At 69.8% G+C, this 15,377-nt stretch carries 11 protein-coding genes and 4 pseudogenes; 8 read left to right on the top strand and 7 right to left on the bottom strand.

The annotated features are described in order from the left end of the window. Window positions 1–339 precede the first annotated feature (339 nt). Entirely contained in the window at window positions 340–495 is a 156-nt protein-coding gene (locus FBY22_RS44790) for a hypothetical protein (RefSeq protein ID WP_260844778.1), read from the bottom strand. 226 nt (window positions 496–721) lie between these two features. Beyond that, a pseudogene (locus FBY22_RS45895) lies at window positions 722–1,405 on the bottom strand (sigma-70 family RNA polymerase sigma factor); the annotation flags it as partial. On the opposite strand from FBY22_RS45895, the gene FBY22_RS44785 reads away from it, so the two are divergent. Both FBY22_RS44785 and FBY22_RS10330 read left to right on the top strand, forming a co-directional pair. After that, on the top strand, window positions 1,362–1,511 hold the full coding sequence (locus FBY22_RS44785) for a hypothetical protein (RefSeq protein ID WP_260844777.1): 150 nt from the start codon (window positions 1,362–1,364) through the stop codon (window positions 1,509–1,511). The pseudogene FBY22_RS45895 and the gene FBY22_RS44785 sit on opposite strands and share 44 nt — an antisense overlap. Window positions 1,512–2,250: 739 nt before the next feature. After that, complete coding sequence (locus FBY22_RS10330) at window positions 2,251–3,891, top strand: ubiquinol-cytochrome c reductase cytochrome b subunit (RefSeq protein WP_260844974.1); 1,641 nt, start codon at window positions 2,251–2,253, stop codon at window positions 3,889–3,891. Window positions 3,892–3,942: 51 nt separating this feature from the next. Here FBY22_RS10330 and FBY22_RS44780 read toward each other — a convergent pair whose 3' ends face one another. From FBY22_RS44780 to coxB, 4 genes are read right to left on the bottom strand one after another with little or no spacing between them, the layout of a single operon-like run. Then, window positions 3,943–4,431, bottom strand: a complete 489-nt coding sequence (locus tag FBY22_RS44780; protein WP_260844973.1) for a hypothetical protein — start codon at window positions 4,429–4,431, stop codon at window positions 3,943–3,945. A 5-nt stretch (window positions 4,432–4,436) separates the two neighbouring features. After that, the gene (locus FBY22_RS10320; protein ID WP_260844776.1) at window positions 4,437–4,805 is read right to left on the bottom strand and encodes a hypothetical protein; all 369 of its coding nucleotides are present in this window, start codon (window positions 4,803–4,805) and stop codon (window positions 4,437–4,439) included. Beyond that, on the bottom strand, window positions 4,802–6,457 hold the full coding sequence (locus tag FBY22_RS10315; protein WP_142144343.1) for a cbb3-type cytochrome c oxidase subunit I: 1,656 nt from the start codon (window positions 6,455–6,457) through the stop codon (window positions 4,802–4,804). Before FBY22_RS10315 ends, FBY22_RS10320 begins: the two co-directional genes overlap by 4 nt. Beyond that, window positions 6,454–7,110 (bottom strand): cytochrome c oxidase subunit II, encoded by a 657-nt coding sequence (gene coxB / locus FBY22_RS10310; RefSeq protein WP_142144341.1) that lies wholly within the window; start codon window positions 7,108–7,110, stop codon window positions 6,454–6,456. Before coxB ends, FBY22_RS10315 begins: the two co-directional genes overlap by 4 nt. Window positions 7,111–8,220: 1,110 nt before the next feature. Here coxB and FBY22_RS44485 point away from each other — a divergent pair. The 6 genes and pseudogenes from FBY22_RS44485 to FBY22_RS10270 all read left to right on the top strand — a co-directional run bounded on the left by FBY22_RS44485 (window position 8,221) and on the right by FBY22_RS10270 (window position 14,342). Then, window positions 8,221–8,592 carry a sensory rhodopsin transducer gene (locus FBY22_RS44485; protein ID WP_222127750.1) on the top strand — a complete coding sequence of 124 codons (372 nt, stop codon included), beginning with the start codon at window positions 8,221–8,223 and terminating at the stop codon, window positions 8,590–8,592. 80 nt (window positions 8,593–8,672) lie between these two features. After that, complete coding sequence (locus FBY22_RS10300) at window positions 8,673–9,230, top strand: HPP family protein (protein ID WP_260844775.1); 558 nt, start codon at window positions 8,673–8,675, stop codon at window positions 9,228–9,230. Window positions 9,231–9,535: 305 nt separating this feature from the next. After that, window positions 9,536–10,382, top strand: a pseudogene (locus FBY22_RS45690) (SDR family NAD(P)-dependent oxidoreductase). Window positions 10,383–10,388: 6 nt separating this feature from the next. Next, a pseudogene (locus tag FBY22_RS10280) lies at window positions 10,389–11,291 on the top strand (DMT family transporter). Between the two features lie 119 nt (window positions 11,292–11,410). Next, window positions 11,411–12,129, top strand: a pseudogene (locus tag FBY22_RS10275) (polysaccharide deacetylase family protein). Window positions 12,130–12,560: 431 nt separating this feature from the next. Continuing rightward, a complete protein-coding gene (locus tag FBY22_RS10270) occupies window positions 12,561–14,342 on the top strand; it encodes a glycoside hydrolase family 15 protein (RefSeq protein WP_142144332.1) in 1,782 nt (593 codons plus the stop codon). Here the strand turns inward: FBY22_RS10270 and FBY22_RS10265 are convergent. Then, on the bottom strand, window positions 14,243–15,349 hold the full coding sequence (locus FBY22_RS10265; RefSeq protein ID WP_260844774.1) for an SDR family oxidoreductase: 1,107 nt from the start codon (window positions 15,347–15,349) through the stop codon (window positions 14,243–14,245). The genes FBY22_RS10270 and FBY22_RS10265 overlap by 100 nt on opposite strands. Between the last annotated feature and the right edge of the window lie 28 nt (window positions 15,350–15,377).

Raw genomic sequence — 15,377 nt, 5'->3', positions numbered from 1 at the left:
AGTGCGGCTTGGGTGGCTTCTACCACGACGTCGGGGCGTACCGCGCTGATCAAGTCCTCCACCGTGGTGGTGTGATAAGTGAGCCGGGCCGATCGGGCTGATGGCCGCTTGGTGGGGCTCGAACCAAGCCCTGGTCCCAACCTTGTCGATCTGCCCTCACGCCCTGGCGACGACGCTCGCCGGTTTTGTGACTACGGCCGCAAGGCCCAGGCCAGCGTCGGCAGCGACCGCGCAATCGGCTTCCGCGGACCACAACTGCACCGCGTAGCCGTCCGGGGCCTCTTCCGCGCGGCCGAGCGACTCGTGCCCCGGGATGAGCCGGTCGCGCTCCGGCGGAGCCTACCCGTACTGCCCCGGAGCGATCTCCCGGCCCGTACCGCGCACGCCGAGGGCTACGACCCGGACCAGGAGTTCGCCACATGCGTTGCCGGGATTCGCCAGGTCCGGGATGTCGAGCGAGCAGCAGTGGCCGGGAGGGACAGTCAGTGCGCGCATGCTTCTGACCGTCTCGGCGGATCCGTGGCGCAGGCAGCCGCCGACCGGCATCGCGGCGCGGCCGCTCGGCGTCCCGGCCGTTCCATGCCGAGTTGGAGGACACCGGCGTGCTGCGGGCCTCCGCCCGGCGTGGCACGGCACTTTCAGCAAGGGAGTCCGCACCTGCACAAGCGCCTGTTCCGGTGACCGGCGAGTCCACCTCCTCGACCAGCAACTCGCGCAGCCGGGTGAGACAGCGAGCGAGCAGCCGGGACACGTGCATCTGCGAGATCCCGACGGCCGCTGCGATCTCCCGCTGTGTCTGGTCGTGGAAGAAACGCAGGAACAGGATGCGCCGTTCTCTTTCCGGGAGTTGCCGCAGGGCCTGCATGAGGGCCAGGCGTTCCGCGGTGAACTCCAGGGCCGTGTCGTGGTCTCCCATCACTTCGGCGGGGGCCAGGCGTCTCCGGTCGGTGCCGCCCGCCGGCATCTCCAGCGGCCGAAGGCGCAGCGCCCACTCGCAGCACAGGGCCTCAGCCACCGCTTCGTCGGGTAGGCCGCATGTCCGCGCGATCTCCGCCGGTGTGGGCGGTCGTCCGCCGAACTGCTGCTCGAGCTCCCTCTGCACCCGGTTCACGCGCTGTCTGGCTTCCTGCACGGGACGCGGTAGCCGCACCAGTCCGGTCCTGTCCCGTAGGTGCCGCTTCAGCTCTCCGGTGACCGTGGGCAGGGCGTAGGACAGGAAGGCGTGGCCCCGTTCCGGGTCGTAGCCGTCGACGGCCTTGACCAGTCCCAGGCAGGCCACCTGGAAGAGGTCGTCCTGCTCTTCGCCGCCGGCGTTGCGGTATTTGCCGGCGATGCGGCGCGCCAAGGGAACGAGCCGACGGATGACGTCGTCGCGGGCGGCCTCCCGCTCCCGGCCCGGAGGCATCCGGCTGACGGCGCCCACGAGGTCGTCGATCAGCTGCGGCGACAGGTCGGCCCCGTCGCTCACCTGCGTCGGCGATCCGCTGGGACTGCTGAGGGACGTCATGTGAGCCTCTGGCGGTCGGCTGGTTCCTGGGCATGGACAGGGGTTCCCGTTTTCTCTTAGCCCATGCAAAGATCACTCTTTCGGCAGGTGTCCTGTGTTCCTCCGGAGCGCTCAGGCGCGGGGCCGCTTCCTTTCGGCACACCGACCGGTCGGCCATGGCTGTAATCCACGCGGCCTCCGCTGGCCGCTACCCGGCGCCCTGAGGCTGTGGCGTGCCGCGCGACCGCCGAACGTAAGCCGACCAGCCGACTCCGTACTCCTCGACAGGCTAAGACCGAAGCCGACAGCTCCCAACTTCTCTCGGTTCTCTTGGTCGACGCGGCGGCGGGTGAGCGTCTGCCGAGACGGTCGGCGAGCAGGCCCCCGGTTGCCTCCGGAGGCCTGGGGGTCGGCGTCCGCCGCCGAGCGGAAAGAGCCCCGGGCCGTCCTCGCCCGGCGCCGGTCCGTCCCGCAGGCCTGCAACAGCGTCTCCCGACGGTTTCCCCGGCTAGCACACGGGCAGCAGCCAATACCGCCCCGGTGACGCGCTCACATCATTCTTGCCGTTCAAGAAGGCGTCCTTGGCGGCACGGGGATACATGCACCGTCGGTCATGCGGACACGGACGCGTGAACGGTAAGGCCTCCCCGTTTCAAGTCCGGCCCACACGGGGACTCCCGTCGGCGGCCGTAGTGGCCTCAGCTCTTTCCGGCGGGATCCGACTCGCCCGCGGGCCAATCGGAGGTGAACCGCTCTTGTCGCTCCTGCGGAAGCTGCTGCACCCGGAGCCGAAGCCCACCCGCGGCGAACGGCTCGTGACGGCTGTGGACCGGCGTCTACCGGTCTCGGAGGCAGGGAAGAAGTTCCTGCGCAAGGCCTTCCCCGACCACTGGTCCTTCCTCCTGGGCGAGATCGCTCTCTACAGCTTCGTGATCCTGGTCGTCACCGGCACTTTCCTGACGTTCTTCTTCCACCCGGACATGACGGAGCAGCCGTACACCGGGTCGTACAAGCCCCTGCAGGGCGTCATGACGTCGGAGGCCTACTCGTCCGCCCTCCACATCACCTTCGACGTGCGGGGCGGACTTCTGGTGCGGCAACTGCACCACTGGGCGGCGCTGGTCTTCGTCGCCGCGATCGGTGTGCACATGCTGCGGATCTTCTTCACGGGGGCTTTCCGCCGACCGCGCGAGGTCAACTGGACAATCGGCGTGACCCTGTTCTGGATGGCCATCCTCGAGGGCTTCTGCGGCTACTCCCTGCCGGACGACCTACTGTCCGGCACCGGTCTGCGCACCGCGGAGGGCATCGTGCTCTCCATCCCGATCGTGGGCACTTACCTGACTTTCTTCATCTTCGGCGGCCAGTACCCGGACCACGAGATCATCCCCCGAATGTACGCGGCGCACATCCTGCTCATCCCGGGCCTGATGATCGCGCTGATCGCGGTTCACCTAGGGTTGGTCGTCTATCTCAAGCACACGCAGTGGGCCAAGCCGAAGCGCACCAACCAGAACGTGATCGGCAAGCCGCTCTACCCGCAGTACACGACGAAGTCGCTGGGCCTCTTCTTCACTCTTTTCGGGGTCCTGGCCATCATGTCGGCGCTGATGGAGATCAACCCCATCTGGGACTACGGCCCCTACCGGACCGACCAGGCCTCCATCGACGCCCAGCCCGACTGGTATCTGGGCTTCCTGGAAGGTGCCTTGCGCCTGATGCCCAGGTGGGAGACCAACTTCCTCGGACACACGATCGTCTGGGACGTGTTCCTGCCGGCGGTGGTGCTGCCATTGGCCCTGTTCGGTGTGCTGTACCTCTATCCCTTCCTGGAGCGCTGGGTGACCGGCGGGCGCAAGGAATACCACCTGTGCGACCGTCCGCGGAACCAGCCCACCCGCACGGGTCTCGGGGTGGCCGGCATCACCTTCTACGCCGTCCTGCTCGCTGACGGCGGCCAGGACGTGCTGGCCAAGGTGTTCCAGGTGCCGATGGAGCTGATCACCTGGACCTTCCGCGTCTGTCTCTTCGTCCTGCCCGTCCTGTGCTTCTGGGCCACGAAGCGCCTGTGTCTGGGTCTGCAGGCGCTCGATCGGACGCGCGTCGAGCAGGGCCCGGCGACCGACCACGTACGGCAGACCGCCGACGGTTCGTACGTCAGGGACCATTCCGGGCTGTCCAAGGAGGAGCTGCACACGCTGATCGTCCGCGACACCCCCCTGCCCCTCGGCCGCGTCGGCCACTGGTACCAGCCGGTGGGGCGCTGGCTCAGGCGGGGACTGAGCCGCTGGTACTACGGCAAGCGGATCGAGATGCCGCTGACGGAGGATGACCGCCGCTACGTCGCGGCAGTGACGGCTGATCCGGCCGAGGCCCAGAGCGATGAGGAGTCGTCGGACGCGTAGCAGCGCACGGACGCGCCCACCGGGTGAAGGCTCCCCCTGCGGGGCACCGCATCATTCGACCTGCGCCTGCGCCAGCCTCTCCTCCGCGGTGACCCACCGCCACGTGATGGCCAGCGCCGCGAGGCCGATCGGCAGCATGGCGACGATCATCGCCAGACCACCGGCGACATGGCCCAGCGCGACCATCGCCACCGCCGGCAGGTCCAGCAGCGGCATCGCCAGATAGAGGTAGACCGAGCGGGCCGGGTCGCTCAGCCGGTGTCGGGTGCCCATCACCGGCAGCCAGAACAGGATCGCGCCGCACAGCAGCAACGCCTCCAGCAGGAGATGCACCGGCAGAGAGGAAATGAGGGGCATGGTCAGGGTGATCACACCGTGCAGCACGAGAAACAGCGGCAGAACGACGGCCGCTGGCAGCGCCACCTTCTGCCATTCCGCCCGGTGCCGGGTGACGTGGATCAGCGCCGGTACCGCCACGGCGACCAGGAGCCCGGAGACGGCCATGGTGACGGGCTGCGTGTCCATACCGTGCGCGTGCATGCCGTTCACGACGACTCCCTGCTCCAGGCGCCGCGATGGACGGCCAGGGCGGCCGCCACCATGAGCAGTGGAATGGCCAGCGACAGCATCCATGGGCCGTACGCCAGGCTGAGTCCGGCCAGGGTCAGTCCGGCCGCCGCGGGAGGAACGGCGACAGCACCTCGGACCGGCAGGCGGTGAGTGACCGGCTCGCGCTGGCCGCGCCGGGAGGAGATCAGCACGGCAAGGGCGGCGACCTCGATGAGCACCACCGCGCCCACGTAGAGCATGATCGCGATCAGGTCCTCCCGGTAGATGACCAGGATCGCGGCGAGGATGGCGTTGAACAGGCCCCAGGCGGCCATCACCGCCCAGCCGGGATGCTTCTTGATCACTTGCGGCTCCCCTCTGCGTCGACGGCGGAGCGGTCTCGCGTGCGCCGGTCCAGCAGCGGGGCGTTGCTGGTGATCGGTGGCAGCGGATGTTGCGGGGTGAAGTTGACCTCGGGGGGCGGGGAGGACGTGGCCCATTCCAGGGTGTGGCCGTGCCAGGGGTCGTCGCCGGCGGGTCGCTTGCTGCGCAGGGATTCCAGGATGTTGAACAAGAACACCAGCATTCCCGCGGCCAGCACGGCGGCCCCGCAGCTGGACAGCAGGTTGAGCAGGCTGAACCCGTCCACGGTGGAGTAGCTGGAGATCCGCCGTGGCATGCCGAGATAGCCCAGCCCGAACATGGGCAGGAAGGTGAGATTGGTGCCGACGACGAGCAACCAGAAGTGGAGCTTGCCCAGGCCCTCGCGCAGCAGCACCCCGGTGGCCTTGGGGAACCAGTAGTACACGGCGGCGAAGAGACCGAAGGCGCTGCCCGCGAAGAGCACGTAGTGCAGGTGGGCGACGATGAAGTAGCTGTCGGTGACGTGGTAGTCGATCACCGGGGTTCCGACCATGATGCCGGTGAGTCCGCCGATGAGGAACTGCGGGATGAAGGCGAGCGCGAACAGCATCGGGGTGCGGAAGACGAGACGTCCGCCCAGCACCGTGCCGATCAGCGCGAAGTACTCGATCCCGGCCGGCATCAGCAGGGCGATCGAGGTCAGGGAGTAGTAGTTGTTCGCGGCCTGCCCGGTGGCGAACATGTGGTGGCCCCACACACTCATCGACAGGGCCGCGAAGGCCAGCAGTGCCAGGACCGTGCCCTTGTAGCCGAAGAAGCGCCGCCCCGAGAACACGGCGAGCACCTCGCCCACGGCGGCCAGGTACGGGAAGAACATGACGTACACGACGGGGTGACCGTAGAACCAGAAAATGTGCTGGTAGCCGATGTTCCACACGTTGGAGGCGAACACAGAGGGGTCGACGCGGCCCACCGCCAGCATGACCAGGGCCGCCAACAGCGCCGGGAACGCGCCGATGACCATCAGGCAGGTGGCCACCATCGACCAGGAGAACACCGGCATCCGCATCATCGTCATGCCAGGGGCACGCTTCCGCAGAACCGTCCACAGCACGGTCCAGCCGATGAGGATGACCCCGATGGCGGAGAGGAACACTCCGACGATCCACAGGTCCGATCCCACCGACGGCGAGTGTTCGCTGTCCGCCATGGGCGGATACGAGAACCAGCCGTCGGCGTGCGCGCCTTGGGGGGTGGCGAATCCGGCCAACATCGTCACCGCGCCGAACACGTACAGCCAGTAGCCGAGCAGCGTAGTGCGCGGCATCGCCATGCCGGGCGCCCCGATCTGCAACGGCACCAAGTACACGCCCAGACCGAGCGCGAAGGGCGTCATGACCATGTAGATCATGCCGGAGCCGTGGATGGTGAACAGCTGGTTGTACACCTGCCCGGAGACCAGGTGCTCGTCCGGCTGGGCCAGCTGGCCCCTCATCAGCAGTGCGAGGACGCCCATCATGAACATGAGCACCAGCGAAGTTCCGATGATGAGCAGGCCGATGCGTTTGTGGTCGGTGGAGGTGAGCAGTCCCAGCCAACCGCCCGGCCGGGGCCGGGGGCTCGGCTCGGTGACGGCCAGCGGGTCGGTCTTCATGCGGCGGCTCCGCTGCCCGCGGCATGGCTCGTGAGCCACCGCTGATATTCGTCGGGCGAGACGGCTTTCACCCAGAAGTCCATGGTTCGGTGTCGCAGCCCGCAGAATTCCGCGCACCGGCCCCGCCAGCGGCCCTCATGATCGAAGGTCATGGTGAAGGTGTTCTTCCGGTTGGGAAACGCGTCCATCTTGTAGCGCAGTGCGGGGATCCACATCGAGTGGATGACGTCCCTGGAGGTAAGCCGCACCTTGATGTTGTGGCCGGTCGGTACCACCAGGGTGGGGAATTGGCCGTTGCGGCAGTTGCCGGACACCGACACCTTCTGGCCCGCCGTGCCCGGGTAGCCGAACTGCCAGCACCACTGGAAGCCGGTCACGTCTACGTTCGTGGTCGGACGGTGCTGGTCCGTCTGCTGCTGGCGGTGGTTGGCGTAGGCGGTGTAGACGACGAGGAAGGTGGCGACGACCGCGAGGGCGGCGAGGTAGTACGACTCCAGGTGGGTTCGTTCGGTCCGTTGCGAGGGTTGCGTCCCGGGGCGTGCTCGGCGCCGTACCAGCGCGACGATCAGCAGGACGAGGATCGTCACGAAGACGAAGGAGGCGATAGCTGTCTCCAGGGTGAAGACTTCGCCGAAGACATGCCGCTGGTTCATACGTCGCTTCCCTCCGCTCGGCCGGTGCGCAGGCGTGAGTCCCCCGTGACCCGGGTTTTGAAGCATGGGAGCCGGTGGCGCGTTCCGCTGGGTGGGCTGCGCGTCCCGCGCGGGCGAACGGCGGGGGCAGCGGATCACCGGCGCTGTTCGTCCAGCACGTGTGCGAGGGCCGACGACGCTCCAGCCACCTCCTTGGCACGACCTGCGGACTTCGGGCAAGCGGCCCACCGTCCGGCAGGAGGTCGGTGTCCTCCCCCGTTCGCCGAGGCCGCCGCGAGCCGGCACTGCCATGCGGACGATCGGTTGTTTCACGCAGACGCCGCTGGGTGACTCCAGGAAGCGACCACGGCAGGACGGCTCCTGGGAGGCGTGGTGACCATGGCGAGATCCGTTTTGACCAAGTCGATGCCTGCGGCGACGAATGCAGGAGTTCGCTGGCGAGGCGCAAAATGACCGGACGAACCAGGACGAAGACGCAACAACAGATCGCCGCCGGGATCGGCGTGTCCTCCCAGTTGCGGATCTCGCGCACCCTGTCGCTGTTATGCACGCCTGCGAGAATCCCTCCTGGGGTGCTCCCCGGCCGCGGAAGTGGGTGGAACCCGGCCCACCGCCGCCCACTCGGCCACGTCGCCCCGCTCGTCCCCATCCGATCACCGCCGTTCCCGCCGACCGAACACGGCAACCGCCCGTGCCACCAGCTCGCCCCCGACCCCGCGCAGGATGCCGACGGCTCGAGGGCCCGCCCCCTGGCGCTTGGACGTTGTCGCGTTCCTCCCTCCACGGCACGCGACCGGCCGCCTGCGCGGGTCACGGGGGCTGCTGCCGCGCATGGCCGCTGTGACCGCCTGTACCGCAGGCGAGTCGTCCCGCTCCCCGCGGACGCGGCGATCAGCGGCAGGTGCGGTCCCACGTCGCCGGTCCGGCGGCCCTCACATCCCGCCGCTCCTGCGCGGCTGGTCCGTAACGGCAACCGGCAAGAGTCCGAACCGTCGCGTCGACCGGAAGGGCCCACACGGCAGAACGGGCGCCGCGATTCATCCGCACCCTCCACCCGGCGCCTGGAACGAGATCCCGAGGTCGTATTCCTCATTGAAGGAGAGACACGCTGTGGAACACATCGGGCACCATGTATGGGCCATCCCCGAAGGCTTCATCCCCGGGTCCAGTACCGGACCGGAGTCGATGGCCAGCCATGAGACGGCATGCGTTCTCAACACCGGTGACGAGGACGCCCACCTGGAGATCACTCTCTTCTTCCCGAACCGCGAACCCGCCGGACCATACCGGGTCACCGTCCCCGCCCGGCGCACTGTGCATCAGCGCTTCAATGAGCTCGCCGACGACGGCTCCATCCCGGTAGGCACCGACTATGCGTCGGTCCTGGTGAGCGACGTGCCGGTCGTGGTGCAACACACGCGGCTGGACAGCCGGCAAGCCTCGAACGCCCTGCTGTCGACCGTCGCGTATGCCGCGCACTGACCGGTGCGAGCGCGCCGCAGCGAAACGCCCCCGGCCAGAACCGACCGCAACTCAAGGTGTACGAGCGACACGAGGTACAGGTGACAGAGAAGCGAACGGCGGAGCCCGCACAGGGCCACCGGCTTGTGAAGGAGCGGCTTGCCGGCGGTTTCCGGCTCTTGTTCCTGTCCGCCCTGCTGCTCGCCGGGGTGGGCGCAGTCGGACGGCTCATCGGCTGGGTGGCACTGACCACCACGCTGGGCCCCACCGCCTACCTGCTGCTTGCTCACCCGGAATCGGTGGGCGCACGATGGCGCAACGCCGTGACCGGCCATACCCTCGCAGTCGGCGTCGGCCTCGGATGCCTGGCCGCCTTCGGCCTGTGGAGTCACCCCTCGGTAGCCGTCCTGCACCACGACACCGCCCGACAGATCAGCGCCCAGGCAGTCGCCGTGGGGCTCACGCTGTTCCTGCTGCATGTGCTCGACGCCCACCACCCACCGGCCGCCGCGACGACCTTGCTGATCGCGTCCGGGATCTCCCGCCCGGGACCACCGCTGTACGGCATGCTGGTCGGCTTGGCCCTGGTTCTGGCGATCGCCCCGTTGCTAACCGCCGCTACATCCCGCGCATCGGCAGGACGGCAGGACGGTGAGTGACGGTCTCCGCCCCGGCGTACGGTCAGGAAAGATGCCGCCGGGAAGCTGGCAGCCCAGCAGGAGGGGATGTACCGGTCGGCGGTGCGAACTGGTTCGACGTGCGCGCCGCGCCATGCGCGGACCACGGTGGATAAGGCCACGCGCCCGCCATGGGCACCTGTCGCCCCGCCCTGGCAGTTCCTTGAGTTTCGCCACCGGCCGCGGGGGACACCTCTCCCCCGGTCCGCCAGCCGCTCGCGTGCCAGGAGCGCACGCTGTCGGGGCGGTGCTCCCCTCTTCTCCGCTACGCAGCGAGGTCAGCCACCATGTTTCATGCCCCCTTCCGCACCGGATCGGAAACCCGCGCACTGCCCGTGACGGCCCCGTCCGCCAGCCCGGTCGCTCAGGGCACGGACAGTGAGACAGCTCGCCGAGCCGCCGCGCTGGTGACAGGTGCCTCCTCCGGCATCGGTGCGGCTGTGGCCCGACGGCTGGCCACCGAGGGGGGTTGGCGCCTCGTTTTGAACGGGCGGGACGCGACACGCCTGGAGAAGGTGGCCGCGCAAGCGTCGGGTACGGCCTTTGCCGCGGACCTCACCCGGCCCGGCGCGGACCGCCGACTGGGAACTTCGTTCTGAATCACGTCGGCCCCCTGGACCTGCTGGTGGCGGGGGCGGGCATCGGTTGGGCCGGGGACTTCGTCGGCATGCCCTCGGCAACCCTCGACGAGGTCGTCCACATCGACCTGGTCGCCACCCTGCACCTGGTGCGGCAGTTGTTGCCGCACATGATCGATGCCGGCTCCGGACGCATTGTGCTCATAGGTTCGCTGGCCGCAGCGTAGGAGTGCGCGGCGAGGCCGTCTACTCCGCCGCCAAGGCCGCGCTGGCCTCCTTCGCCGAGGCCCTGCGCTACGAGCTGCGCGGTACCGGCGTGGGCGTCAGCCATGTGATTCCCGGCGTGGTGGACACTCCGTTCTTCGACCGTCGCGGGGCCCCGTACCTGCGGTCGCGGCCCAGGCCGGTTCCGCCCGAGCGGGTGGCGGACGCCGTGTGGAAGGCCGTCCGCCGGGGCAAGGACGAGGTCTACGTGCCCGGCTGGCTGCGCCTGCCCGTGCGCATGCGCGGCGCCACGCCGGGGCTGTACCGGCGGCTCGCCGCCCAGTTCGGATGAACAATCGTGAGCGCCCTTACCGTCGTAATCGCCCTGTGCGCGGCCCTGTCCAACGCGTCCGCTTCCGTCCTGCAGCGGCGGGCGGCCACCGATGAGCCGGACAGCGGCCCGGGCGCCCGGCCGGCCGTGCGCTGGCTCACGCAGGTGCTGCGGCGGCCGCACTGGCTGGCCGGCACCGGGCTGCTCCTGCTGTCCACCGTGCTGCAGGCCTCGGCGCTGGCCGTGGGCAGCCTGGCGGTGGTCCTGCCCCTGCTGACCAGTGAACTGCTGTTCACCCTGGCGGTGGGCAGCGTCGTGTTCCACCGCCACCCCCACCGTCGCACCTGGCTGGCTTTCGCGGCCCTCGCCGTGGGGCTGGCCCTCTTCCTGGCCGCTGCCTCGCCCTCGGCCGGCCGGTCCACCGCGTCCCCCGCGGCCTCGCTCTGGGCGGGAACTGCGCTTCTGTGCGTGGTGGCGGCACTCGTCGCAGTCGGCCGGCTGACGCGGGGGGCGCCGCGGGCCGCCTTGCTCGGCTGCGCCGCCGCGGTCTCGTTCGCCGCGACCGCGGCGCTGCTCAAGGAGGTCGCGGGCAGGCTCGGCTAGGGACTGGCCGCCACGCTGACGCACTGGTCACCGTACGCGACAGCCACCACCGGTCTCGTCAGCTTCCTGCTGCTACAGGGCGCGTTCCGCGCCGGCTCCCTCACGGCGTCCCAGCCCGCCCTCACCCTCGGTGACGCCCTGACCAGCGTCGCACTGGGAGGCGTGTTGTTCGGCGAGCAGATCGGACTCGGCGCGCGGGTCGTACCCGAAGTGATCGGAATCGCGCTCGTCGGAGCCGGAAGCCTGGAGCTGGCGCGTGCCCCGTCGGTCAGCGGCGCCTGGGACACCGCGCCACACGAGCCTGTCCACGACGCATCGAACGGTTGAGCTCCGGTGAATCTCGAACGCCCAAAGGTGCCGTGGGAACCCCCCAGCTCACGCAGGGAAGGAGATCGCTGATGTCTCACGCGCCCGGCTCCCCCCGATCCTGGCAGGCCGCAGGCATGATGCTGCCGCTCGCCATGGCCGCCGCACACATCGGCCCGGCGGCCACCTGGCTTCCGGGCGTATGCCGCCTGCTGTTTCCCCGGCTCTCCGGCTCGGGCCACTGGAACCACGTAGCCCTGACCTTCGACGACGGGCCGGATCCGCGCTCCACCCCGCGCTTCCTCGACGCCCTGGAGGATCTCGACGTGCGGGCGACGTTCTTCGTGCTGGGGGAGAGCGTGGCCCGCCACCCCGCGCTGGCGCAGGAGACCGTCCAGCGCGGGCATGAACTGGCTGTGCACGGCTGGATCCACGACCGCCCCTGGCGGCCGTCCCCGGCCCCCGACGCGGCAGAGATCGCGTGCGCGGTCCACACGGTCCGCGACGTCACCGGCAGCCGACCGCACTGGTACCGGCCCCCGTACGGCATCCTCACCTCGGGACGCTGGATGGCCGCACGGAGGGCCGGACTGCGGCCGGTGCTGTGGACGGCCTGGGGCAAGGACTGGGCGGCGACGCCACTCCGGCCTCCGTACGGGCGGCGATCAAAGCGGATCTACGCGGCGGCGGCACGGTCCTGCTGCACGACTCCGACCGAACCTCCGCCGCCGGCGCGTGGCACTCCGCCCTCGGTGCGCTGCCCGGCATCGTCAACGACTGCCATAAGGCCGGTCTGTCGGTGGGACCGCTGGCCCAGCACGGCACGACGGCGCGGGCCGCATCCAGCAGCATCACGTAGCGCAGGCCGGTGGACCACCCGGGGACGGCCGTCCCGCGGCTGTATCGTGCGGTTTCCGATCCGTGTCACGCCGGTCCCCCGTCCCGTTCGTCGTTTCCAGGAGGGCGGCTGGGTTTCACCGCGAGGCCCATGGGTGACTCCTCGTCTCGGCAGCCTTGCCGGTGACCGCACCGGCTGCGGGTCACCTGCCGCAGCGTGTCCTTCATGGTGCTCACACACGCGGCCGCGGGAAACCCTGGATCACCCGCCGCCGGGACGCCAAGAGCGGCGGTGCTCCGGCGAGACTGCTGCCGCTGTTCCGGCGCCCGTCGGCACAGCCGTCGGTTCGATGGGGTCCCGCCAGGTGTCGGACACAGTCGCTTGGATTAAGGCCACGAGGCGGCACACGAGCGTCGGTTTCCGGACGAGCCGCCCGGGATAACCCCCGACGCATGAACAACAGAGCTGACGGACCGGCACCAGTACGAGACGGCGCCTGCTCCCCATGGGTCCTACGGGACTACGCCGTCCTCGCCGACGGCGAGCGCGGGGCGGTGGTGGACCCGGAGGGCAGGATCGTCTGGCTGTGCGCGCCACGGTGGCACAGCGACGCCGTGTTCTCCTCGCTCATCGGCGGCAGCGGCTACTTCGCGGTGGAACCGCTGGAGCGGTGGCACGTCTGGGGCGGCTACTACGAGGATGGCACGCTCATCCGGGTCAGCCGCTGGGTGACCTCGGATTCGGTGATCGAATGCCGTGACGCACTGGCGATGCCGGCGTCTCCGGATCGTCTGGTGCTGCTGCGCCGCATGCGCGTCGAACGAGGTGAGGCACGGCTGCGGGTGTCCCTTGACCCACGTCCCGGCTTCGGTACGGACCGCCTACGGGGTCCTCGACTGGAGGGAGATGTGTGGACGGCTCGGTCGTCGGAACTGTGCCTGCGGCTCCTGGGCGCGCACCATGCGTCGTGGAATCCCGAGTCGGGGCTGCGTGGCGAGTTCCGGCTGCACAAGGGCGACGAGCATGACCTCGTGCTGGAGCTCGCGACAGGAGAGCAGGCATCCCCCCTGGAGCCGCGCTGCTTGTGGGCCAGGACGGAAGAGGAGTGGCGTGGAGTGGTGCCGGACTGCTCGGGCCTCGCGGCGCCGCGGGATGCCCGCCACGCCTATGCCGTCCTACGGGGGCTGACCAGCTCCGCGGGCGGTATGGTCGCTGCCGCCACCACGTCGTTGCCGGAGCGGGCGAACAGCGGGCGCAGTTACGACTACCGCTTCGCCTGGCTGCGGGACCAGTGCTACGCGGGCCTGGCCGTCGCCGCTCATGGGCCGCATCCCTTGTTCGACAGCGCGGTGCGTTTCACCGCGGAACGCCTCCTGGACGACGGTGCGGGAGTACATCCCGCCTACAGCGTCGACGGCGGACCGGTGCCCGAGGAGGACACACTGCCGTTCCCGGGCTACCCCGGGGGCAGTGACCGGATCGGGAATCAGGCAGCCGAACAGTTCCAGCTCGACACTTTCGGCGAGGCGCTTCAGCTTTTTGCCGCCGCGGCCCGCATGGACCGGCTCGAACCAGAGGCGGAGCGCGCCGTGACGGTGGCAGTGGACGCGGTACGGGACAACTGGCAGCGGCCCGACGCCGGACTGTGGGAGCTGGAACAGCGATGGTGGACGCACTCGCGGCTCGGCGTCGTCTGCGGTCTGCGCGGCATCGCGCAGGCACTTCCCGGACCGACGGGCCGCCGCTGTGCCGAGATCGCCGACGTCATCTACGCGGAGACCCGGCGGCGCTGCTTGCGTCCCGACGGTCGGTGGCGGCGGGCCGTCGACGACGACGGTGCGGAGGCCGCCCTGTTGCTGCCCCTGGCCCGTGGCTGCCCGTCCGCGGACGATCCCAGTAACGCGATCACGCGCGCCTTCATCGAGGAGCGGCTGGCCGAGGACGGGTATTTGTATCGCTTCGCTCACCCGGGCGTGCCCCTCGGGGAGGCCGAAGGAGCCTTTCTGTTGTGCGGGTTCACCATGGCGCTGGCCGCCGATCATCTCGGTGACCGGACCGGCGCGCTGCGCTGGTTCGAACGAACCCGGGCGGCCTGCGGACCGTCCGGGCTGTTCGCGGAAGAGTACGACGTGCGTCAGCGCCAACTGCGCGGCAACCTGCCCCAGGCCTTCGTCCACGGGCTGCTGCTGGAGTGCGCCGCTCGCCTCAACGACACCTCCAGCCGTTCACGCTGAGACGGCGGGCGCCGACTGGCGGCCAGCCCCGTGCCCACGCCGCCCAGGCTCGCCGCGGCGGCCGCTCCCCAGGCGAGCGGGCGCCGGTGACGCGACAGCCACAGCTGCAGACTGCGTCCATGAGCCTGGTTGTCGAAGACGCCGTGGGCGCCGTGGTCGGCCGACTGGGCGCCGTCGGCCGGCTCCCAGAGGTTGACGGGCCGGGAGGGTTCGACGGGATCGTCCGTCTGCTGCGAGTCGTAACCGGTACGGGCCAGATAGCGGTCCAACAGGGCGGGGGCGATCCGCTGCCCGAGCAGCGTGGCGACGGTCGAGCCGCCGACCCAGTATTCGCGCCGACCGGGATGGTCGGCCGCGTACAGGATGCCCTCGGCGGCCACCTCCGGCTGATAGACCGGAGGCACCGGCTGCGGATGGCGCGGCAACCGGGTCAGCACCCAGCTGAACTGCGGTGTGTTCACGCCCGGCAGATGGACGGTGGTCACCCGCACGCCGCTGCCGTCGTGCAACAGCTCGCAGCGCAGAGAGTCGGTGAACCCCTGGATGGCGTGCTTCGCACCGCAGTACACCGCCTGCAACGGCACGCTGCGGTAGGCCAGGGCCGAACCAACCTGCACGATCGTGCCCCGATCCCGCGGCAGCATGCGCCGCAGGGCCGCCTGGGTGCCGTGTACGAACCCGAAGTACGTCACTTCGGTGGCCCGCTTCAGCTCTTCCGGATTGATCTCGGTCACAGGCGCGAAGACGGTGGTGAACGCGGCGTTCACCCATACGTCGATCGGTCCGAGTTCGTCCTCCACCCGCTGGGCGGCCGCGTCCACGGCCTGGGCGTCCGCGACGTCGACCGTCAGGGGCAGCGCTCGCCCGTCGGCCGCCCGCACGTCGTGGGCGGCCTGCTCCAGGCCCTGCTGGCCCCGTGCGAGCAGGGCAACAGCGGCTCCTCGGGTGGCGAACGCACGGGCTGCGGCGCGGCCCACGCCCGCACTCGCACCCGTGATGACCACCACTTGGTGCTCCTTGACCCCGCTTGACCGG

This window comes from Streptomyces sp. SLBN-31, from assembly GCF_006715395.1.
Classification (GTDB): domain Bacteria; phylum Actinomycetota; class Actinomycetes; order Streptomycetales; family Streptomycetaceae; genus Streptomyces.
This window is presented reverse-complemented; position numbering and strand designations above follow the sequence as displayed.

What these genes read in the sequence shown, in the direction of transcription:
- FBY22_RS44790 (WP_260844778.1), bottom strand. Translation starts at nt 495, where the DNA reads ATGCGCGCACTGACTGTCCCTCCCGGCCACTGCTGCTCGCTCGACATC.
- FBY22_RS44785 (WP_260844777.1), top strand. Translation starts at nt 1,362, where the DNA reads ATGACGTCGTCGCGGGCGGCCTCCCGCTCCCGGCCCGGAGGCATCCGG.
- FBY22_RS44780 (WP_260844973.1), bottom strand. Translation starts at nt 4,431, where the DNA reads ATGCACGCGCACGGTATGGACACGCAGCCCGTCACCATGGCCGTCTCC.
- FBY22_RS10315 (WP_142144343.1), bottom strand. Translation starts at nt 6,457, where the DNA reads ATGAAGACCGACCCGCTGGCCGTCACCGAGCCGAGCCCCCGGCCCCGG.
- coxB (WP_142144341.1), bottom strand. Translation starts at nt 7,110, where the DNA reads ATGAACCAGCGGCATGTCTTCGGCGAAGTCTTCACCCTGGAGACAGCT.
- FBY22_RS10270 (WP_142144332.1), top strand. Translation starts at nt 12,561, where the DNA reads ATGAACAACAGAGCTGACGGACCGGCACCAGTACGAGACGGCGCCTGC.